Below are 19,409 nucleotides of genomic sequence, written 5' to 3' on the forward strand. Positions count from 1 at the left end.
GACGGCGAGATCAAGATCGACGAGTTCATCACCCACGACATGCCATTCGAGCAGATCAACGAGGCATTCGAGCTGCTGCACGCGGGCAAGAGCATTCGTACGGTGCTGCACTTTTAATAGGCGCCCGATGCCGTGCCTACTATTTAGCAGGCGCCCGGTGCTGCGCCCACTAACAGGCGTCCCACGATATGGGGCGTGACGGCGGCTGCGCACAGGGATCTGCCGACAAATTGCCGTTCCGGTCGCTATCCTTGGGTAGCGACCGCAAGGAGACCGCACCATGACCATGACCGAGAACCTCGAGCCGATATCGAGCAACAAGAGCTTCGGCGGTTGGCACAAGCGTTACCGGCACCGCTCGCGGGCGCTGGATTGTGAAATGGAATTCGCCATCTACCTGCCCCCCCAGGCCGAGACCGAGCGTGTGCCGTTGCTCTGGTGGCTGTCGGGTCTGACCTGCACCGACGAGAACTTCATGCAGAAGGCAGGGGCACATCGCGTGGCGGCAGAGCTGGGCATCGCCATCGTCTGTCCCGATACCAGCCCGCGGGGCACGGATCTGCCGGGTGAGCATGAAAGCTATGACTTCGGTTCGGGGGCGGGCTTCTACGTCAATGCCACACAAGAACCGTGGAAGAAGCATTATCGGATGTACGACTATGTGGCCGAGGAGCTACCCTCGGTGGTGCGCCAGCATTTTCCGCTCAATGGCCGTGAGGCGATCAGCGGCCACTCGATGGGAGGGCACGGAGCGCTGATTCTGGCCCTGCGTCGGCCTGGGCACTACCGCTCGGTGTCGGCATTCTCGCCGATCGTCAATCCCACCCAGTGCCCTTGGGGCCGTAAGGCCTTCCGCGGCTACCTGGGTGATGACCCTGGCGCCTGGACCCAATACGATGCCTGTGAGCTGGTGGCCAAGGGCGCCTCGAGCCAGCCGCTCTTCATCGATCAAGGTGAGGCCGATCAGTTCCTGGAGGAGCAGCTCAAGCCGGAACGCCTCGAGGCCGTGTGCGAAGAACACGATCACCCACTGACGTTGCGCCGTCAGCCGGGGTATGATCACAGCTATTTCTTCATCGCCACTTTCATCGAGGATCACCTGCGCTACCATGCCGAGCATCTTCACAAGCAGTGAGCGAACTCCCCGCCAGGGTGGGTCATGATCCGCCATTGGCTACAACGCCTGATGCGCTGGGCGGCCCTCGCCGGGGCCGCCTTCGTCGTACTGTCCATTGCGCTGGTGATACTGCTGCGGCATGTGCCCGTGCACGGGTCCATGGTGATGCTGGAGCGCAAGGTCGAAGCATGGCTGGCCGGTGAATCATTGCCTATCCAGCGTCAGTGGCGCCCTTGGGAAGAGCTTTCCGATCATGCCAAGCTGGCCGTAATCGCCGCCGAGGATCAGCGTTTCGCCATACATCGCGGCTTCGATGTGGATGAGATGCGTCGGGCATGGGAAGCAAGTCGCAATGGCACCCGCCTGCGCGGTGCCAGCACCATCAGCCAGCAAACCGCCAAGAACCTGTTCCTGTGGACGGGGCGCAGTTGGATACGCAAAGGGTTCGAAGCCTGGTTCACCGTGCTGATCGAGGCGCTATGGCCAAAGCAACGTATTCTCGAGGTCTACCTCAATATCGTCGAATGGGACCAGGGTGTGTTCGGCCTGGAGGCGGCGGGGCAGCATTATTTCGGTGTCTCGGCCGATCGCCTCAACGAGGTGCATGCCAGCCGCCTGGCGGCGATCCTGCCCAATCCTCGATCCTGGGACGCCAGCCGACCGGGGCCGCACGTGGAGCGTCGCAGCCAGTGGATTCGTCAGCAGATGCGCAATCTTGGCGGCCCCCGCTACCTCGAGGGATTGACGGCCGAGTGAAACATCGCCTTGCTATCGCCGCGTCTGACCACGTGCCGCGAGTACCACCCCAACGATGGTGACAGCCATGCCGACCAGCGCCGTCATGGGCAGGCGTTCGTCGAACAGCCACCAGGCCTGCAGTGCCGTAACGGGCGGCACCAGGTAGAACAGGCTGGCCACGCGTGAGGCTTCGCCGCGCCGAATCAGGGCCATCAGCAGCAGAATGGCGGCAATCGAGAGCACCAACACCAGCCAGCCCAAGGTCAGCACGAAGGTGGCGGTCCATTCGATGTGGCGCTCCTCCAGCAGCAGCGCACCGAGGCCGAGCAGCACTCCAGCGGAGAGATACTGCACCACCGTCCCGGAGAGTAGCGGCATGCCGGTACAAAAGCGCTTCTGGTAGAGCGTACCCAGGGTAATGCCCGCCAGAGCGACGAGTACGCAAGCCAGCGCCCCGAGACCGAAGCCCTGGAACGAGGCAGTACCCGGGTCGAGTTTGCTGCCCAGTACCATGGCGATACCGACCAGTCCCAGGGCGAGCCCCAGCCATTGAATGGTAGTGATGCGCTCTCCCAGCAGTGGGCCTGCCAGCGTTGCCGTCAGCAGCGGCTGCAGGCCGACCAGCAGTGCGGTGAGACCCGCCGGCATGCCCAGATAGATACCGTAGAAGACGCCGCCCAGATAGGCTGCATGTACCAGCAGCCCCGACACGGCGATGTGTCCCCTCAGTCGCCAACTGCCCGGCCAGGCTCCCCCCATCACTTTCACCAATGGCATCAGCAAGGCGAGGGTCAGCACGAAACGAACGAACAGGAAAGTGAAGGGCTCGGCATGGGGCAGGCCGAACTTGGCGCCAATGAATCCGGTACTCCACAGGGCCACGAACAGGACCGGCATGCTGGCCAGCAGCGCGGCATCGAGACGAGAGTTGGCGGAAGTCGTCATGAAGAAGGGAGTCCTTATGCACTGGCAGAAACAAGTGTCGACGATACTGTGTTGCTGGGCACAGAGAAAGCTAGCAGGTTAACTTTTTACCGTTGAGATGCCTTGGAAATGGCCTCAACGAATTTTTTTACATTTCGTAACATAAAAAACTGAACTCCACTCGTTCCCTCTCGTCAGACCTCTTACATTCACAGCAACACCCTTGGAGGTATTCATGCAACGGATGACTGCACTGTTTTCGGCTGTTCTGCTCGCTGCCGGGCTAATGACCGTACAGGCGCACGCTCAGCAAGACCCCGCCCAGGACCCGGCCGGTCAGCCGCAAGCGCAGGCACCCGCTCAGGACTTCTCCGACGACCAGCTTCAGCAGTTCGCCGATGCCTCTCAGGAAATCGCTGTGATTTCGCAGGAGTATACCGAACGACTGCATGCGGCCGAGGATGAGCAGACCCAGCAGGAAGTGCGCATGGAGGCCAATGATCGCATGGTCGAGGTGGTTGAGCAGAACGGCCTTGACGTGGATACCTTCAATGCCATCGGCCATGCCATCCAGCAGGATCCAGAGTTGATGCAGCGCGTTCAGCAGATGGCCGAGCAGTCGTAATCGACGCTCGCCACCGGTAGACTGACGAGAAAGGCCATCTTCGGATGGCCTTTCTTGTGTCTGGACTCAGCAGGCCTTTATGCTTTGAAATTACGGCATGCGTCTGGCATCGATACGAGGAGTCCTATCGACATGGAAGCGGAATTGCTCGAAATCCGGCAGCATATGGGGCGTTTCTCCCCTTTCGATGCTCTCGACGACGAACTGCTCGACGAAGTAGCCGGGCAGGTCGAGGTACGCTATTTCAAGGCCGGTGCCGATATTCTGCAGCTCGACCAGGAACTCCATGAGCTGTGCTATATCCGCAGTGGCGCGGTGGAGGTCCGGCGTCGTACGGGCGATCTCTACGATCGCCTGGGTGAAGGCGATATTTTCGGTCATTTCAGCCTATTGAGAAACAACCGGGTGCGCTTCCCGGCCCGCGCTCTGGAAGATACGCTGATCTATTACATTCCCGAGGCGGTTTTCGTGCGCTTGTGCGAAGTCGATGAACACTTCGCCGATTTCGTGGAACTGGAGCGCCCGCGGCTGGAAGCGGCGGTCGAGGAGCACAAGAAGGCCAACGACATGATGATCACTCGGGTGCGCAAGTTGCTGACGCGTTACCCGGTCATGGTCGAGGCCAGTACGCCGGTACAGGAGGTGGCGCGCCAGATCACGGAGGCGCAGGCCTCGGCGGCGCTGATTCTCGACGAGTCGGACGGCGATCCGCGGCACACCTTTACCGACAGCGAAGAGCGGCCCTGGCGGCTACGTGGCATCCTGACCGACAGTGACTTTCGCACGCGCATCGTGGCCGAGGGGCTTGGCTCCGATACGCCGGTGGGCGAGCTGGCGGGTGGACGGCTGATTACCATCCAGTCGGACGAATCGGTACACGAAGCCATGCTATGTATGCTGCGTAACAACATTCACCATCTGCCGGTTCTCTATCGCCGCCGTCCGGTCGGCGTTCTCCATCTTTCCGACATTATCCGCTACGAGACCCACAGCAGCCTTTACCTGGTCAGCAACATTTTCCATCAGTCCAGTGTAGAGGGACTGGCCCGCCTGGCACCCGACGTGCGCGCCGCTTTCGTCCGTATGGTCGAGGAGGGGGCCAATTCACAAATGGTCGGCAGCGCCCTGTCCACCATCGGTCGCAGCTTCGTACGGCGCCTGCTGGAACTCGCCGAAGTGGCGCTTGGCCCACCACCGGTGGCGTACTGCTTCATGGTCAACGGTTCCATGGCACGCAACGAACAGACCATCGTTACCGACCAGGACAATGCCTTGGTGCTGGCAGACAATTTCGATCCAGCCAGGCACGACGACTATTTCGCCGAGCTGGCAAGATTCGTCAGTGACGGTTTGGATGCTTGCGGTTTTTCCTACTGCAAGGGAGGCGTAATGGCGACCAACCCCCAGTGGCGACAGCCACTATCGGTATGGAAACGCTATTTCACGGAGTGGATCGAGTCGCCGACTCCCGAGCGCCTCCTGCATTGTTCGATATTCTTCGATCTCGACAGTGCCTATGGCGAGGAGGCCTACGTCGAGCAGCTACAAGACGTGATCGCGCGAAAGGCACCGGATAGCCCTTGGTTTCTGGCCGCCATGGCCCGCAACGCGTTGAATCGTACGCCTCCGTTGGGATTCTTTCGCACCTTCGTGATGGAGAAGGATGGCAAGCACAACAACTCGATCAATCTCAAGCGCCGTGGAACGGCGCCGCTGGTCGATCTGATCCGTGTGCATGCGCTGGCTTGCGGTTCGCGCACCCAGAACAGCTTCGAGCGGCTCGACGACATCGCAGCCACACAGCTGTTGGCGCCAGGAGTGGGAGATAAGCTGCGCTATGCCATGGAACTGCTTTCCATGGTGCGAATTCGTCATCAGGTCATCGATCTCCAGCAGGAGCGCGAGCCGGACAATAACATCGAGCCCGAGAACGTGGCCGACAGTGAGCGTCACCACCTCAAGGATGCGTTTCAGGTCCTCAGCCATGCCCAGAAATTCCTCAAGTATCGCTATCCGGTACCGGCACATAGCGGACGGGCTCGCTGAATCATGCTGTCCCACCGTTTTGCGACGCGTTCACACGGTCACGAGTGGCCTGCCTACCTCCAGCGCAGGGCTGCAGAAGTGCAGGATCCTCTGCTGCGACGTTTCTTTGCCGCAGACTGGCCGGCACCCGACACTCCCATCGGTGAGGTGCCGCTGGTGGCCTTGGATCTGGAAACCACGGGGCTCGACGTTCAGCGCCACGCCATCGTCAGCATTGGGCTGGTTCCGTTCAGTCTTGACCGGATCATGCTGGCACAGCGACGCTACTGGGTGGTACGTCCCAGCCGGCCGCTGTCGGGGTCCTCGATCGCCTTCCATCGCATCACTCATTCGGAAGTGGCCGAGGCGCCTGACCTCGGGGACATCCTGCCCGAGCTGCTCGAGGCATTGTCGGGACGGCTGGTCGTGGTGCATTTCCGCCATATCGAGCGGCCTTTTCTCGATGAAGCGATAAAGGCGCGGTTGGGGGAGGGGGCACGCTTCCCGGTGATCGACACCATGTCGCTGGAAGCGCGGCTATACCGACTCTCGCTGTGGTCGCGTCTGCGGCGCTGGATGCGTCGGCCGCCGGTCTCGATACGTCTGGGCGATAGCCGGCAGCGCTATGGACTGCCCCTTTATCAGGGGCATCACGCCTTGGTCGACGCGCTGGCCACGGCGGAATTGTTCCAGGCGCAGGTGGCCAGCCACTATGGGCCGGAGCTTCCCGTCAGTGCGTTATGGACTTAGGCTTATGGAGCGATGACCGTTCGACTCATCGTGCAGGCCTGGGCCTGATCTCATAGCCACTGTTTGGCGAAGGTCTCCCCATCCACGGGACGGCCGAAGTGGAAGCCCTGCACGCCGGTGCAGCCCAGCGCGCTCAGCGCCTCGGCCTGCTCGGCGGCCTCGACGCCTTCGGCCACTGTCAGCATGCCCAGGGTCTGGGCCATGGCGATGATGGTCGAGACGATGGCATGATCGTGGCTGCTCTTGAGCATATCCTTGATGAAGGACATATCGATCTTGAGGGTGTCGGCGGCAAAGCGCTTGAGGTAGGAAAGCGAAGAGTAACCCGTGCCGAAATCGTCGATCGCCAGGCTGAAGCCCGCGCGACACAGCGCCCGGGTCACACGCACCGTTTGCTCGGGATTGCGCATCAGGCCGCTCTCGGTGAGTTCAAGGCCCAGTTTGCCGGGGGGCACCTGCGTGGCAATGCGCTGGATATGTTCGGCCAGGCGGGGATCGTCCATCTGCTGTGCCGAGACATTGACCGACAGTCGCCCAGGGAAGGGTTTGCCCTGCCGCTCCCAGGACATGAGCTGTTGGCAGGCAGCTTCGAGCACCCATTCGCCCAGAGCGCAGATGAGGCCCTGTTCCTCTGCCAACGGAATGAAGGTGGCGGGGCTGACATGTCCCAGGATCTCGTCATGCCAACGGCACAGTGCTTCGGCGCCAATCAGTTTGCCTGTCTTGAGGCTGAACTGGGGCTGGAAGGCGAGCGACAGCTTGCCCTTGGCCAAGGCTTCGCTGAAACGCAGCTGCAGGATTTCGTACTGATGGAGCTCGTCCGCCATGGTGGCGGTGAAGAAGCGAGTGCGGCTGCTGTCTTGCTTGGCGTGGTTGAGCGCGATACTGGCATGCTGGAACAGCGACTGCGCCGTGTCGGCATCGTGGGGAAACAGTGCCGCCCCGACACTGGCGGAAATCGAGAAGCTGCGCTCCGACAGTCGGATCGGTGCCATGAGGCTGCTGCGGTATCGCTCGATGGCATGAGCCATTGCAGCGGGGCGAGTGTCGGTGAGCAATACCATGAACTCGTCGCCACCCAGCCGGGCGATGAACTCACCGGGCTCGACCTGGGCGCTGAAGCGTCCAGCAATTTCGGCCAGGAGCAGGTCGCCAAGTTCGTGCCCCTGAGTATCGTTGATCTGTCGGAAGCGCTGGAGATCGAGATACAGCAACCCCAGGCAATTACCGCGCAGGCGGGCCTGTTCGCAAGCCTCCTCCAGCCGCTCCATGAAATAGCGCCGATTGGGTAACCCCGTAACGCTATCCCAGTGAATGAGCTGCTGGATACGGTAGTCGCTGCTGCGCCGCTTCTCCTCCTCTGTCCGGCGAGCCATCTCGGCACCCGCTTGGGCCGCGGCGATGCGCAGCACTTCCGGGGCATAGGCACTCAGCTCGAGGGGGCGGCTGGATAGTACCGCGAGCAGGCCGACGAGATCTCCCTGGGGCGCGCGCAGCGGTATACCCACGTAGCTCTCGGCGCCTAGCTCCTGGAGGATCGTATCGTCTGGAAAGCGTTGACAGACGCTATCGGAAAATTCGCAGATTTCGTCATTCAACACGTGCTCGCACGGCGTGCCTGCTAGAGCATAGACCGTAGCGGGCTGCAGCGCGCCCTTGGACCAGAAGGCGACGGTTCGGATGGAAGCATTATCGGAAAGCAGCTTTCCGATGAGCACGTGCTCCCCATCGAGTATCGTGGATATGCGCTCGACCAAGTGGTCGAACGCCTGGGGAGTGCCGGCCTTGCCCAAGCCATCGGCGAGCAGACGAAAGGCGTCTTCGGGTGCCATCATGGGCGTAGAACGGCTCCTTAGGCATAGTTGTAATGATCTATGAGGAATATGCCCGAAGCGATAGCGTGTTGCTAGTGGTTGACTGCTTCATGAAACACTTGACGGATAGGAACTTTTTCGTGCATGAGCATGAGCGGCCGTATGGCCGGGGAGCGTCGTGCATCCCGCGGATCAGTTGGACCGACAGGCCGCAGGCGGCTCGATGCGCCGCCTGCGGATGGTTCGATGCGTCAGCTGCGTGGCTCGCTCATCAGGCCCTTGACGATGGCATAACAACCGGCCAGTAGCACTAAGGTAAAGGGTAGCCCGGTTGAGACTGCCATTGCCTGCAGGGCGACCAGGCCGCCACCAAGCAACAGGGCAATGGCAATGACTCCCTCGATGACAGCCCAGAATACCCGTTGGGGCTTGGGCGCATCGACTTTGCCGCCGGCAGTGATCGTATCGATGACCAGTGAGCCGGAATCCGACGAGGTGATGAAGAATACCACCACCAGCATGATCCCGACGAACGAGGTGATGGCCGTTAGCGGCAGCTCACCGAGCATGACGAAAAGCTGCAGCTCGAGGGCGGCGTCCTGCACCCCTTCGAAGCCGGTACCGACCAACTGACTGATGGCGGTTCCTCCGAAGGCGGTCATCCACAGTACCGAGACCAACGAAGGCACCAGCAGCACGGCAATCAAGAATTCGCGTACGCTGCGGCCGCGGCTGACTCGGGCGATGAACATGCCGACGAAGGGCGACCAGGAGATCCACCAGGCCCAATAGAAGGCGGTCCAGCCCTGGGTGAAGTTGGCATCTTCACGGCCGAAGGGATTCGACAGCGCAGGCAGGTTGACCAAATAGGCGCCGAGATTCTGGAAGAAGCCGGTCAGGATCAATAGGGTCGGCCCCACCAGGATGACGAACAGCAGCAGCAGTACGGCCAGGCCCATGTTGATCTCCGAGAGCCGGCGCACGCCCTTGTCGACCCCGGCCAGGATCGACACGATGGCCACGGCAGTGATGCCGAGAATCAGCAGCACCATGGTGGCGTCCGTCTCGGGCACGCCAAACAGGTAGCTCAATCCGGCCGAGGCTTGTGAGGCGCCGAGGCCCAGCGAGGTGGCAAGCCCGAATAGGGTTGCGAACACGGCCAGGATATCCACGATGTGTCCGGGCCAGCCCCATACCCGCTCGCCCAGCAGTGGATAGAAGATCGAGCGCATGGTGAGCGGCAGGCCCTTGTTGAACGAGAAGATGGCCAGCGCCAGGGCTACCACGGCATAGATCGCCCAAGGATGCAGTCCCCAATGATAAATGGTGGCGGCCATGCCCAGGCTAGCCGCGCCCGCAGGATCGTTGGCGGCGGCCCCGAGCGGTGCCCAATCGGTACGGACGCCATCCTCGACGGTAGTGCCTCCGAGTGCCGCACCGAAGTGCGACATCGGCTCGGAGACACCGTAGAACATCAGGCCGATGCCCATGCCGGCCGCAAACAGCATGGCGAACCAGCCGCTATAGCTGAAGTCTGGCTTGGCATGCATGCCGCCGATGCGGACCTTGCCCAGTGGCGATACGATCAGGCCCAGGCATAGCAGCACGAAGATGTTCCCGGCCAGCAGGAAGAACCAGGACAAGTTGCCGGTCAGCCAGTCGCGCATGGCATTGAACAGCGGCTCGACTTCGGCCTGCAGGGCAAGGGTGATGACCACGAAGAACACTGTGGCCAGTGCCGAGATGGTAAATACTTTGCCGTGCAGGTCGATGCTGAAGCCCAGCTTGTCGGTGGCCAGATTGTCCTGGCCGATGACGTAATCGGTATCGATAAGATTGGCCGGTCCCTCCGGGGCCGGCACGCCTTCTGAGGAGGGCTCTGCCTCCTTGGTGCGTTCGTCGCGGGAATTATGTGCCACGTTATGTTCTCCCATGGGCGTATGAAATGTGAAGGGCGATGGACGGTCAGTCGCGAGGCGGCCTGACCAGGAAGACCGAGACATCGGTATGGGTGGCAATCTTGCCACCGTGGGACGGCATGATGACGTCCAGATGCTTCGGGGGGTGGGTCGGCATGACGACCAGGTCGGCATTCACGTCCTGGATCGCTGCGGTCAGGAGATCGTCGAGATCGGCGATCGGATCGGCGCTGCTGATGGTGTGGGTAGAGACGGGCTGGCCGTGGACTGCCTTGCGCTGCTGGGCGAAGGCCTCCAGCTTGCGCTGATACTCCTCAGGATTCCTGGCCACATTGCCTGGAGCGGTCGAGGTCACGCCGACGTAACAGACCTCGGCACGGTAGTGCCGGGCCAGATCGGCCACTGCCTGCAAGGAGGGCTCGAGCAACTCAAGGTGGGCGAGGTCGATGGGTACCATGATTTTTTTATACATGTCATGTTCTCCGGTTTCACGTGGGTGGACGCTCAACGAGGCGAACGAGATTGCGCATCGAGGACGTTACGTAACGTCAAGTGTGGCGTCTCTGGCGCTTCATGCCCGTGCGGAAGCGCAATTATTGGCCTTGCCAGCAGCAATATTATTATGAACAAAGATTGTACACGATTGAGATGACAATGCCGAATCAGCTCCTGGCATGAGCTGTGCTGATTTCTAGGTAATCAAAGTTTTCCTTATGTTGCATGACGTTAAGGAATCTTCTTGCGTCAGCCTTAGTTTCGGTTCAACGCTATTTGAACCCTGTGGGGAGGTGATTGGCTGGAAAGAACTCTGGCCAGCTTGAGGAGCAAAGCCTTTCACTTCGCCGACGATGGCCGCGAGCGAGAACCCAGCATGAACGAAAGCCTGCAACAAGAACGCAACGATAGCGCAAGGGAAGTCAGACACGACGCCGAGACGCACTGCTGTATTTCGCGTCTCCGGTTCGCTACGCCATGCGTAAGCCGAACTCCTCAAAACCAAGGTCAAGGTGGCGGCCATCTGTAGCAGACCTAGCCATGTGTCAGTTTGCGCCACCCTGATGGCTGGTATGTGAGTGAAAAATGAGCCTCGGTTGTGGGTTCAAGTATTTGTTTTATATGAAATAAGTGGATGATTGGTCGAGCTGGCACAGCCTGTGCTTCAGGAAGGGAGAGGACGAACCAACCAGGGAGAATCCACATGAGCCATGAGAAGCGTGCAAGCAGGTCTGCCAGGCAATTGACGGCCTTGGCCTCGGCAGTTGCCCTTGCGCTGGGAACGTTGTCGCTTGCCGGTTGCGGCAATGACGATGACGAGCTTCCTCCGGTCGAGGAGGAACGTCCCACCATGGAGGAACAGGGTTCGCCGATGCAGGATACCACGGCTGATCCCGGCATTGACCAGACCGACTCCGCCGCTGGGGATGGCGCCGCTGACCCCACCACCGGTGTCGAGGAGAATCCGGAGGGGGCTGATGTGGCTCCCGAGCAGGATCCGCTCCCCGAGGCTGAACAGGAGCCGGTGCCTGACGAACAGCCTGACGGGCAGCAAACCACCATGGACGAGGATCAAGAGGGCGATCCTCTGGTGGACGACGAGGAACAGCAGGGTGGTACCTAACCAGGTCTCTCTCGCTTACGCGCTGTCAGCGGAATGACGGCACAGGGCAGGAAGCCCTTTACATTTCGTCGCAAGACGATATCGCAGGAGGTGGAAGTATGATGTCCAAGGAATTTCTGAAGAAGCTAGGCGTTCTTGGCGTGACCATGGGGCTGACCGCCAGCCCGCTGGCCCTTGCCCAGCAGACACAGCAGGACGAATATCAGACTCAGCCGGGTACCGAGCAGCCGGGCGACTACCCTGGTACCGAAGCAGTTCCGGGCACTGACCCTGCCAGCCCGGGCGATCCGGGCATGCCGGGGACCGAAGCGGACCCGGGTATGCAGCAGGATCCGGGTATGCAACAGCAGCCTGGCACCACCGATCCGGGGTTTGAAACCGCGCCGGAAACCGATGCCGCTCCGGGTCACGAGACCGCTCCTGGCGTCGCCCCAGGTGACCCTGCGGCACCGGGCATTGATGGCACAACGCAGCCAGGTGCGGATCCCGGTATGCCGGAGACCGAAGCTGCACCGGGTACCGATCCGGCTGCGCCTGGGATGCAAGACGAGCCGGGTTTTGGCAGCGGAGCCGAAGCGATGCCGGGCGATGAACCCGAGTTCGAATACGAGAACGAGGAAGAAGAGTGGGATTATCCGGAGGATGACGAGAAGAGCGATTCGTAATCCTCGGGTTCCGGCCCCGGCCGTTTGGCTGGGGTCAGAAGGAGGACGATCCGGCGCAAGGACGCGCCACTTGCATTAGCATGACGCGGCGCAATTCGCTGGCGGCCCGCCACCCTCCCCCCTTGCACCGTCAGTCGAATTGCATGGCGTGCTTCGCCCCCGAGTTCCCACGGGGGCTTTTTTACATCACGAGAATCGATTATTCCTCTTCCAGACGGCGATAAAGCGTGCGTCTGGCAATGCCGAGGATGTCGGCGGTTCGTCGCTTGTTGCCCCCTGTCGCTTCGAGTACCTTCTGAATGTAGCGCTTCTCGACCTCTTCCAGGCTGGGCCAACTCTGTTGGCTGCTGGCGACCATGGCATGGCTAGTCTCGATCTGGCGCATGGTGCCGCGCTGCTCCTGGCCATGCTGGCGAATGCGCTCCGGCAAGTCGGCATGGCTGAGTAGGCCCTCTTCGGCTAGCGTCACGGCGCGCATGACGGCATTCTCCAGCTCCCGCACGTTGCCCGGGTAGGGGTAGTCGAGCAGAATCTGCAGGGCCATGGGTTCGATACGGTCGATGCGCTTGCCCTGCGCGTTGGCGTGCTTCTCGATCATGCTCGAGATCAGCCGCTCGATGTCGCCTTGGCGTTCACGCAGAGGGGGGATACGCAGGGAAAATGTCTCCAGACGGTAGAACAGGTCGCTGCGGAAGTTACCGCTCTCGATCTCCTGCTCCAGGTCACGATGCGTTGCGGCAATGATACGTACATCCACCGCTTCTTCCTTCTCGGCGCCAACCGCCTTGACCATTTTCTCTTGTAGCGCCCTGAGCAGTTTGGCCTGCAGGCCGGGCGACATTTCGCCGATCTCGTCGAGAAAGAGGCTCCCCCCGTTGGCTGCCTGGAACAGGCCCTGACGCGATTCGCTGGCGCCGGTGAAGGCCCCTTTGACATGGCCGAAGAACTCACTCTCCATCAGTTCGGAGGGGATGCTGGCACAGTTGATGGCAACGAAGGGCTCCTTGGCTCGGGGACTCTCGGCATGGATGGCACGAGCCAGCAGCTCCTTGCCGGTGCCGCTTTCGCCCAGGATGAGAATCGGAGCATTGCTCTTGGCTAGTCGTGCAGCATCGTGGAACAAGGCCTGCATCGCTTCGCTCTCGCCGACGATACCGTGGAAATGACCCGCCGGCTCGTCCTGTTGGAAGCGCTCGGCCAGGCGTCGATTCTCCAGTACGCGATAGACCGCCTCTCCTACGCTCTCGAGATCCAGCGGCTTGGTCAGGAAATCGTCGGCACCGATCTTGAGCGCCTCAACGGCCTGATCGATGGTGCCGAATGCGGTAATGACGATGAATCCGAGTCGGCTGCCCTCATGGCGCAACTGTTCGAGCAACTGCATCCCGCTCATGCCGGGCAGGCGCACGTCGCTGATGACCAGGGCCACCTCGCTATGGCTCAAGGTGACGACGGCCTCTTCGGCACTGCCGACTCCGATTGTCTGGTAACCGGCTTCCTGCAGCTCTTCCTCGAGAAGCTCGAGGATGGCAGCATCATCCTCGACGATGAGGATCGGAAGATCGGTATGGCTATAGCTCCCTGTCACGTGGCAGTCCCTCCTTCATCGATATCGTTCAGTGGTAGCCCGATCTCGAAGCCGGCTCCCCCCAGTTCGCTGTCGAACACCCCAACGGTACCGCCGTGGTCGTTGATAATGCGGTGAACCATGGAAAGCCCGAGGCCGCTGCCTTGGCCGACGGGCTTGGTCGTGAAAAAAGGATCGAAGACTTTCGGCTTGTCATTGTCGCCGATACCTGAGCCATCATCCTCTACCCACAAGGTTAGCCAGCCTTCCTTTTCCTGGGAGCGTATGCGTACCCGGCTCACTCCCTCGGCCTGGGCGGCATTGCGCAGGAGGTTGGTCAATACCTGGATCAACTGCTGACCATTGGCCAGCAGCGGTGAAGAGGAGGGAGAAAGGTCGAGCTCGAGGCGAATGACGTTACGCTCGAAATCCTCCTCCACCAGTTCGCGTGCCGTGCCGGCCAGTTCGGCCAGCTCCAGTGGCTCCTTCTCGACATTGTGACGCCGCCCCAGCTCCATGAGCTGGCGTACGATTTCGACGATACGCTCCACCTCGCTGCGAATACGCCCGAGCTTGGCCCGGTCTGCCTCGTCGAGCGTTTCACGTCGGGCCAGACGCTGGGCCTGGCCATTGATCACCGTGAGCGGCGCGCCGATCTCATGCGCCACTCCGGCGGCAAGCACGCCCAACTCGGCGAGCTTCTTCGACTTGCGCAGGCGTTTCTCGAGCTCGATCTCTTTGCGTCGGCGTGCCTCGATGTCGGCATCCTTTTCCGCCATGGCATCCAGCATGCCGTTGAGCGCCACGGCGAGTCGTTCGTACTCCTGGGGGCCTTCGGCTTCGGCACGCTGGCCGCGGTCCCCGGCCTCGACACGCTGCATCACCGTGAGCAGGCGCTCCAGCGGCCGTTCGATATGGCGGCGAAAGCCCCACCAGATGCCCAGCACGATACCGGCTGCACCAATGATGAAGGCCAGCAGGGCCAGTTGGCTGAGAAAACCGGTGTAATTCTCGATGCCAGTGTTGAGCCGGTTGACCTGCAGCACGCCCTGTACTTCCCCGGTAGCGGAGAGCAGCGGCTTCATTGCCGAGTAGTAGTGCCAGCCGTCATGCTCGCGGTAAGCGGCGCGCATCTCGCCATGCTCGGCCACCTCGCGAATGGTCTCGGGGCTGAACAGGGCTTGGCCCAGCCCAAGGCCATAGATTTCCCGGCCGTTGGTATCGAAGACATAGGCGCCATAGATGCGATGGAAGGAGAAAGCAGAGTAGAGCGACTCCTCGAGAGGTTCGGTGGCATCCCGGGTCAAGGCATGACTCAGCGTGGTCCCGATCACGTTGGTGATGACCTGAACTTCACGCTCCAGGCGGTTGCGCACGTTGTCCTCGAGCGACTTGATCGCCACCAGGCTGAAAATCAGCAGCACGAGGAAGAGCGGCGCGATGACGGTGATAAGGATCAGATTGCGTAGGCGCATGGCAGCTCGCGAACGGTATTCGACGGGAACGGCACCGGGTAGCGAATCCGGCTCGCGACAGGGCTCAATCCACTGGTCTCAGCCGATAGAGACTGCCCTGCGGGTCGTCGTTGAGCAGATAGATGGCGCCATCGTGCCCTTGGCGTACGTCGCGAATCCTTCCAATCTGTCCATCAAGCACCATCTCCCAGTCGCTCACCTGGTCTCCCTCCAGCACCAGGCGATGCAACTGCTCGCTGTGCAGCCCGCCCGCCAACAGGTTGCCCTGCCAGGCATCGAACGTCTCCGCGGTGACCTGCGCCAGACCGGAGGGGGCGAAGCGCTCTTCGAAGACGTGTACCGGGTCGCGCATGCCGGGCAGGGAGTCTTCGCCGATGGGGTTACGGGAGCCGTAACCAAGTCCTAGGCTCACCTCGGGCCAGCCGTAGTTTTCGCCACCGACCAGTAGGTTGAGTTCGTCGCCGCCCAGGGGGCCGTGCTCGGTGGCCCAGGCTTCCCCCTGCTGGGTGACGATCAGGCCTTGGGCGTTGCGGTTGCCAAGGGTGAAGAGTTCGTCGAGAGTGTCCTCGTCATCGACGAAGGGGTTGTCGTCGGGGACATCTCCGGTTTCCGTCAGGCGCAGTATGCTGCCGGCATGATCGCGGCTGTCCTGTGCCCGTGCTGGCGTGCCTCGGTCACCGATGCTCATCAGCAGGGTGCCGTCGGGCAGCCAGGCGAGCCGTGAACCGTAGTGACGGCCCGGGTCGGCAGGTTGTCCCTGCACGAACAGGGTTTCGACATTGCCCAGACGGGTATCGTCCAGGCGAGCCCGGCCCAGGGCGGTGGCGGTCTGGCCGTTATCTTCGGGCTTGCTCCAGGTGAGGTAGATCCAGTCGTGTTCGCCGTCGCCATACTGGGGGTGCAGTACTACGTCGAGCAGGCCGCCCTGAATTCGGGCGCGGATCTCGGGCAGGCCATCCAAGTGGGTGACGCTGCCATCCTCTTCGACCAGCGCCAAGCGTCCCGGGCGCTCGCTGACCAGGAAGCGGCCATCGGGCAGCATGGCCACGGACCAGGGATGCTCGAGCCCTTCGGCGATGCGCTCCAGGCGCAGGTCGAAGTGTTCGGTGGCGATACGCTCGGCGACGACCTCGACGGCTTGAGCCGATCCGATGCTCCCCACGATGCCAGCCAGTAGGGGAACTGCCAGCCGCTTGCTTGCTTCATGCATGATCTTCTCCCTTGCGTTTCGATATCGCCCCCAACAGATAGAGACTTCGGAGCGGCCCGGGTGTTCCCGTCACCCTCTTGGCCCGCTGGCCGCTACATCAGGATAGCCAGCAGGACAGGCAAATAAAGCAAGGCCAGCAGGGTGGAACAGAACACCAGGCTGGCGACGTATTCCGGCTCGCGCTGGGCACGTTGCGCGAACAGGTAGTTGAACACGGCCACCGGCATGCTCATCTGCAGCACGAGGATGCTGAGCGCCAGCGGCGAGAGATCGAGCAGCGAGCCGATGCCCCAGGCCAGCAACGCCGCCACCGGGGTACGCAGCAGGCTGAAGCCAATGCCCGACCCCAGGTTCTTCACCTTGATGCTGGCTAGCGAGACACCCAGCGTGATCATCATCAGCGGGACGGTAAAGCCCGAGATCAACCCCACGCTGTTGGCTAGCCAGCGCGGTAGCTCGGTGTCGCTCAGCAACAGGGCCAGTGCAATCAGGATAGCGTAAACCGTAGGCGTCCTGACCAGCGTACGCAATGGATTACCGCTGCTGGCGAACATGGCACCGATGGTGAACTGGAACAGCGAGACCGTGACCATTATCGTGATGCCGAAGGCGAAGCCGGCACTGCCGAAGGCGTAGAGCACCACCGGCAGGCCCATGTTGCCGGTATTGGGGTACATCATCGGCGCCAGCAGTACCCGCCAGTCCCGGCGCAGCAGGCGGGCCATGACGAAGGTGGCTGCCGCCATGCAGCACATCACCAAGGCGGTCGCCAGCATGGTTCTTCCGAAGCTGCCTGCATCGATCTCGGCGCTCGAGAGCGAGGCGATGACCAGGGCCGGGGTGCCGATGTTGAACACCAGCCGGGTCACGAAGTCGACGGGATAAGGGTGGCCCAGACGAAGCCAGGTGAAGCCGAGGCCTGCGCCAGCCAGTACGGGAGCCATGACGGCGAAGAGATCGGCGAGCATCGAGCGTCCTTGGCCATTGAGCAAGCTAAGTATTGTCGTGAATTCCGTCGTGTCGATGCAAGTTCGGCGCGAGTTCGCGGAACTCGAACGAGGGGTTGCCCGGAGCGAGCGGCCAGGTTTTGCCTTGGTGAAATCGGCTCCGACCCGGTAAGCTGCGACACTTGTTCGCAAGGAATCTCTCATGTCAGCCAACGCTTCCGCCAACAGCTTCCAGGCTCTAGTGCGCCTGCTACGCTACGCGCGCGGCTACCGGCGCCGCATCGTCGCCGCCACCACCTGCTCGGTCATCAACAAGATCTTCGATATTGCCCCCGAGATTCTCATCGGCGTGGCCATCGACGTGGTGGTCAATCAGGAGCACAGCTTCGTCGCGCGAATTGGCTTCACCACGCCCCAGGAGCAGATCGTGGTGCTTGCCGTGCTCACTTTCTTCATCTGGGCTGGCGAGTCGATCTTCGAATACCTCTACAAGATCCTGTGGCGCAACCTGGCCCAACGCCTGCAAGCCGACATGCGCCTGGATACCTACGAGCACGCCCAGCGTCTCGACATGGCCTACTTCGAGTCGAAGAGTTCGGGTCAACTCGTGGCGACCATGAACGACGACGTCAACCAGCTCGAGCGCTTCCTCGACGGCGGTGCCAACTCGCTGATCCAGGTCGGTGTCACCGTGGTGGCGGTGGGGGCGGTGTTCTTCGTCATCTCACCGCTGATCGCGCTGCTTGCCTTCACGCCTATCCCGCTGATCATCTGGGGCGCCTTCTTCTTCCAGCGCAAAGCCGGCCCGCTCTACGCCGACGTGCGCGAGAAGGTGGGCGATCTGGCCAGCCGGCTCTCCAACAACCTCTCCGGTATCGCCACCATCAAGAGCTTTACCAGCGAGGCGCGCGAGGCCGAGCGGCTGCGGAGCGTCAGTGAGGCCTACGTGGACGCCAACCGCCGCGCGATTCAGGTCAGCTCGGCCTTCATTCCGGTGATTCGCATGGCAATCCTGGCCGGTTTCCTGGCCACCTTCACCGTCGGAGGCATGATGGCCCTGCGCGGCGACCTCAATATCGGTGCCTACGGCGTGCTGGTGTTCCTCACCCAGCGCCTGCTGTGGCCGTTGACGGGACTCGCCGAGGTGATCGACCTGTTCGAACGCGCCATGGCCAGTACCCGCCGCATACTCGACCTGCTGGCAGTGCCGATCACGGTGAAGGACAACGAAGGCAAGCCGCTGGCCGAGCCGGTGCGCGGCGAGGTGAGCTTCGAGGCAGTGAGCTTCCGCTATGCCGCCAGCGGTGTGGGGGTGGAGGGGGTGAGCCTGTATGTGCCCGCCGGCAATACCCTGGCACTGGTGGGAGCCACCGGTTCGGGCAAGTCGACCCTGATGAAGCTGCTGCTGCGCTTCTACGACCCCTTGGCCGGCCGTGTCTGCATCGACGGTCAGCCGATCGGTGAGGTGAGCCTCACCTCGCTGCGCCAGGCCATCGGCCTGGTCAGCCAGGACGTCTACCTGTTCGAGGGCTCGATACGCGACAACATCGCCTACGCCCGTCCCGAGGCCAGCGAGGCGGAAGTCATCGAAGCAGCGCGCACCGCCGAGGCGTGGGAATTCATCCAGGCCTTGCCCCAGGGGCTCGATACCGCCGTGGGCGAGCGCGGCGTGCGTCTCTCCGGCGGCCAGCGCCAGCGCCTCTCGCTGGCGCGGGCACTGCTCAAGGATCCACCTATCCTGGTACTCGACGAAGCCACCAGCGCGGTGGATAACGAGACCGAGGCGGCCATCCAGCGCTCGCTGGCCAAGATCGGCCACGGTCGCACGGTGATCATGATTGCCCATCGGCTCTCGACCATTGTGCATGCCGACGAGATCGTGGTGATTGACGGTGGGCGAGTTGCAGAGCGGGGCACTCACGCTGAGCTGCTGGAAAAGGGCGGGCGCTACGCCGCCCAATGGCGGGTCCAGACCGGTGCTATGGAGGAGAGCGAGGCGCTTGGCTGAACGCCCT

The 19,409-nt window shown here is 61.8% G+C and carries 16 protein-coding genes and 1 pseudogene; 9 read left to right on the forward strand and 8 right to left on the reverse strand.

Annotated features, from left to right (window positions below; all coding sequences use genetic code 11):
* The 3 genes and pseudogenes from HOP51_RS03765 to mtgA all read left to right on the forward strand — a co-directional run.
* Positions 1 to 117: pseudogene (locus HOP51_RS03765) on the forward strand (S-(hydroxymethyl)glutathione dehydrogenase); the annotation flags it as partial.
* Positions 118 to 280: 163 nt separating this feature from the next.
* Positions 281 to 1,135: an S-formylglutathione hydrolase gene (gene fghA / locus HOP51_RS03770; protein WP_234272623.1), complete on the forward strand. Its 855-nt coding sequence runs from the start codon at positions 281 to 283 to the stop codon at positions 1,133 to 1,135.
* Positions 1,136 to 1,159: 24 nt separating this feature from the next.
* Positions 1,160 to 1,873, forward strand: a complete 714-nt coding sequence (mtgA, locus tag HOP51_RS03775) for a monofunctional biosynthetic peptidoglycan transglycosylase (RefSeq protein WP_234272624.1) — start codon at positions 1,160 to 1,162, stop codon at positions 1,871 to 1,873.
* 12 nt (positions 1,874 to 1,885) lie between these two features.
* Here mtgA and HOP51_RS03780 read toward each other — a convergent pair whose 3' ends face one another.
* Positions 1,886 to 2,800, reverse strand: a complete 915-nt coding sequence (locus HOP51_RS03780) for a DMT family transporter (protein ID WP_234272625.1) — start codon at positions 2,798 to 2,800, stop codon at positions 1,886 to 1,888.
* A 214-nt stretch (positions 2,801 to 3,014) separates the two neighbouring features.
* Here HOP51_RS03780 and HOP51_RS03785 point away from each other — a divergent pair, with 214 nt between their 5' ends.
* The 3 genes from HOP51_RS03785 (at position 3,015) to HOP51_RS03795 (ending at position 6,179) form a co-directional block, all read left to right on the forward strand.
* A complete protein-coding gene (locus HOP51_RS03785) occupies positions 3,015 to 3,404 on the forward strand; it encodes a DUF4168 domain-containing protein (protein WP_234272627.1) in 390 nt (129 codons plus the stop codon).
* A 132-nt stretch (positions 3,405 to 3,536) separates the two neighbouring features.
* A complete protein-coding gene (locus HOP51_RS03790; RefSeq protein ID WP_234272628.1) occupies positions 3,537 to 5,450 on the forward strand; it encodes a DUF294 nucleotidyltransferase-like domain-containing protein in 1,914 nt (637 codons plus the stop codon).
* A gap of 3 nt (positions 5,451 to 5,453) precedes the next feature.
* Positions 5,454 to 6,179, forward strand: a complete 726-nt coding sequence (locus HOP51_RS03795; protein ID WP_234272630.1) for a 3'-5' exonuclease — start codon at positions 5,454 to 5,456, stop codon at positions 6,177 to 6,179.
* 50 nt (positions 6,180 to 6,229) lie between these two features.
* On the opposite strand, the gene HOP51_RS03800 is transcribed toward HOP51_RS03795, so the two are convergent.
* The 3 genes from HOP51_RS03800 to HOP51_RS03810 all read right to left on the reverse strand — a co-directional run bounded on the left by HOP51_RS03800 (position 6,230) and on the right by HOP51_RS03810 (position 10,384).
* Entirely contained in the window at positions 6,230 to 8,014 is a 1,785-nt protein-coding gene (locus tag HOP51_RS03800) for a putative bifunctional diguanylate cyclase/phosphodiesterase (protein ID WP_234272632.1), read from the reverse strand.
* Positions 8,015 to 8,244: 230 nt separating this feature from the next.
* Entirely contained in the window at positions 8,245 to 9,927 is a 1,683-nt protein-coding gene (locus HOP51_RS03805) for a BCCT family transporter (RefSeq protein ID WP_234272633.1), read from the reverse strand.
* Between the two features lie 31 nt (positions 9,928 to 9,958).
* Complete coding sequence (locus tag HOP51_RS03810) at positions 9,959 to 10,384, reverse strand: universal stress protein (protein ID WP_234272634.1); 426 nt, start codon at positions 10,382 to 10,384, stop codon at positions 9,959 to 9,961.
* 726 nt (positions 10,385 to 11,110) lie between these two features.
* Here HOP51_RS03810 and HOP51_RS03815 point away from each other — a divergent pair.
* Together HOP51_RS03815 and HOP51_RS03820 are read left to right on the forward strand one after the other, a co-directional pair.
* A complete protein-coding gene (locus tag HOP51_RS03815; protein ID WP_234272635.1) occupies positions 11,111 to 11,530 on the forward strand; it encodes a hypothetical protein in 420 nt (139 codons plus the stop codon).
* A 98-nt stretch (positions 11,531 to 11,628) separates the two neighbouring features.
* Entirely contained in the window at positions 11,629 to 12,195 is a 567-nt protein-coding gene (locus tag HOP51_RS03820) for a hypothetical protein (RefSeq protein ID WP_234272636.1), read from the forward strand.
* Between the two features lie 199 nt (positions 12,196 to 12,394).
* Here HOP51_RS03820 and HOP51_RS03825 read toward each other — a convergent pair whose 3' ends face one another.
* The 4 genes from HOP51_RS03825 to HOP51_RS03840 all read right to left on the reverse strand — a co-directional run bounded on the left by HOP51_RS03825 (position 12,395) and on the right by HOP51_RS03840 (position 17,415).
* A complete protein-coding gene (locus HOP51_RS03825) occupies positions 12,395 to 13,783 on the reverse strand; it encodes a sigma-54-dependent transcriptional regulator (RefSeq protein WP_234272637.1) in 1,389 nt (462 codons plus the stop codon).
* A complete protein-coding gene (locus HOP51_RS03830; protein ID WP_234272638.1) occupies positions 13,780 to 15,237 on the reverse strand; it encodes a sensor histidine kinase in 1,458 nt (485 codons plus the stop codon). Before HOP51_RS03830 ends, HOP51_RS03825 begins: the two co-directional genes overlap by 4 nt.
* Positions 15,238 to 15,301: 64 nt before the next feature.
* Positions 15,302 to 16,447, reverse strand: coding sequence for a PQQ-dependent sugar dehydrogenase (locus tag HOP51_RS03835; protein WP_234272639.1), 1,146 nt, complete (start codon positions 16,445 to 16,447; stop codon positions 15,302 to 15,304).
* 92 nt (positions 16,448 to 16,539) lie between these two features.
* Positions 16,540 to 17,415, reverse strand: a complete 876-nt coding sequence (locus HOP51_RS03840; protein ID WP_234272640.1) for an AEC family transporter — start codon at positions 17,413 to 17,415, stop codon at positions 16,540 to 16,542.
* 181 nt (positions 17,416 to 17,596) lie between these two features.
* Between HOP51_RS03840 and HOP51_RS03845 the strand changes: the two genes are divergently transcribed.
* On the forward strand, positions 17,597 to 19,402 hold the full coding sequence (locus HOP51_RS03845; protein WP_234272641.1) for an ABC transporter ATP-binding protein: 1,806 nt from the start codon (positions 17,597 to 17,599) through the stop codon (positions 19,400 to 19,402).
* Positions 19,403 to 19,409 lie beyond the last annotated feature (7 nt).

The sequence above is a fragment of the Billgrantia zhangzhouensis genome (assembly GCF_021404465.1).
GTDB lineage: Bacteria > Pseudomonadota > Gammaproteobacteria > Pseudomonadales > Halomonadaceae > Halomonas > Halomonas zhangzhouensis.

What these genes read in the sequence shown, in the direction of transcription:
- mtgA (WP_234272624.1), top strand. Translation starts at nt 1,160, where the DNA reads ATGATCCGCCATTGGCTACAACGCCTGATGCGCTGGGCGGCCCTCGCC.
- HOP51_RS03800 (WP_234272632.1), bottom strand. Translation starts at nt 8,014, where the DNA reads ATGATGGCACCCGAAGACGCCTTTCGTCTGCTCGCCGATGGCTTGGGC.
- HOP51_RS03840 (WP_234272640.1), bottom strand. Translation starts at nt 17,415, where the DNA reads ATGCTCGCCGATCTCTTCGCCGTCATGGCTCCCGTACTGGCTGGCGCA.
- HOP51_RS03795 (WP_234272630.1), top strand. Translation starts at nt 5,454, where the DNA reads ATGCTGTCCCACCGTTTTGCGACGCGTTCACACGGTCACGAGTGGCCT.
- HOP51_RS03785 (WP_234272627.1), top strand. Translation starts at nt 3,015, where the DNA reads ATGCAACGGATGACTGCACTGTTTTCGGCTGTTCTGCTCGCTGCCGGG.
- HOP51_RS03830 (WP_234272638.1), bottom strand. Translation starts at nt 15,237, where the DNA reads ATGCGCCTACGCAATCTGATCCTTATCACCGTCATCGCGCCGCTCTTC.
- HOP51_RS03810 (WP_234272634.1), bottom strand. Translation starts at nt 10,384, where the DNA reads ATGTATAAAAAAATCATGGTACCCATCGACCTCGCCCACCTTGAGTTG.
- HOP51_RS03815 (WP_234272635.1), top strand. Translation starts at nt 11,111, where the DNA reads ATGAGCCATGAGAAGCGTGCAAGCAGGTCTGCCAGGCAATTGACGGCC.
- HOP51_RS03835 (WP_234272639.1), bottom strand. Translation starts at nt 16,447, where the DNA reads ATGCATGAAGCAAGCAAGCGGCTGGCAGTTCCCCTACTGGCTGGCATC.
- HOP51_RS03805 (WP_234272633.1), bottom strand. Translation starts at nt 9,927, where the DNA reads ATGGGAGAACATAACGTGGCACATAATTCCCGCGACGAACGCACCAAG.
- HOP51_RS03780 (WP_234272625.1), bottom strand. Translation starts at nt 2,800, where the DNA reads ATGACGACTTCCGCCAACTCTCGTCTCGATGCCGCGCTGCTGGCCAGC.
- HOP51_RS03820 (WP_234272636.1), top strand. Translation starts at nt 11,629, where the DNA reads ATGATGTCCAAGGAATTTCTGAAGAAGCTAGGCGTTCTTGGCGTGACC.
- fghA (WP_234272623.1), top strand. Translation starts at nt 281, where the DNA reads ATGACCATGACCGAGAACCTCGAGCCGATATCGAGCAACAAGAGCTTC.
- HOP51_RS03845 (WP_234272641.1), top strand. Translation starts at nt 17,597, where the DNA reads ATGTCAGCCAACGCTTCCGCCAACAGCTTCCAGGCTCTAGTGCGCCTG.
- HOP51_RS03790 (WP_234272628.1), top strand. Translation starts at nt 3,537, where the DNA reads ATGGAAGCGGAATTGCTCGAAATCCGGCAGCATATGGGGCGTTTCTCC.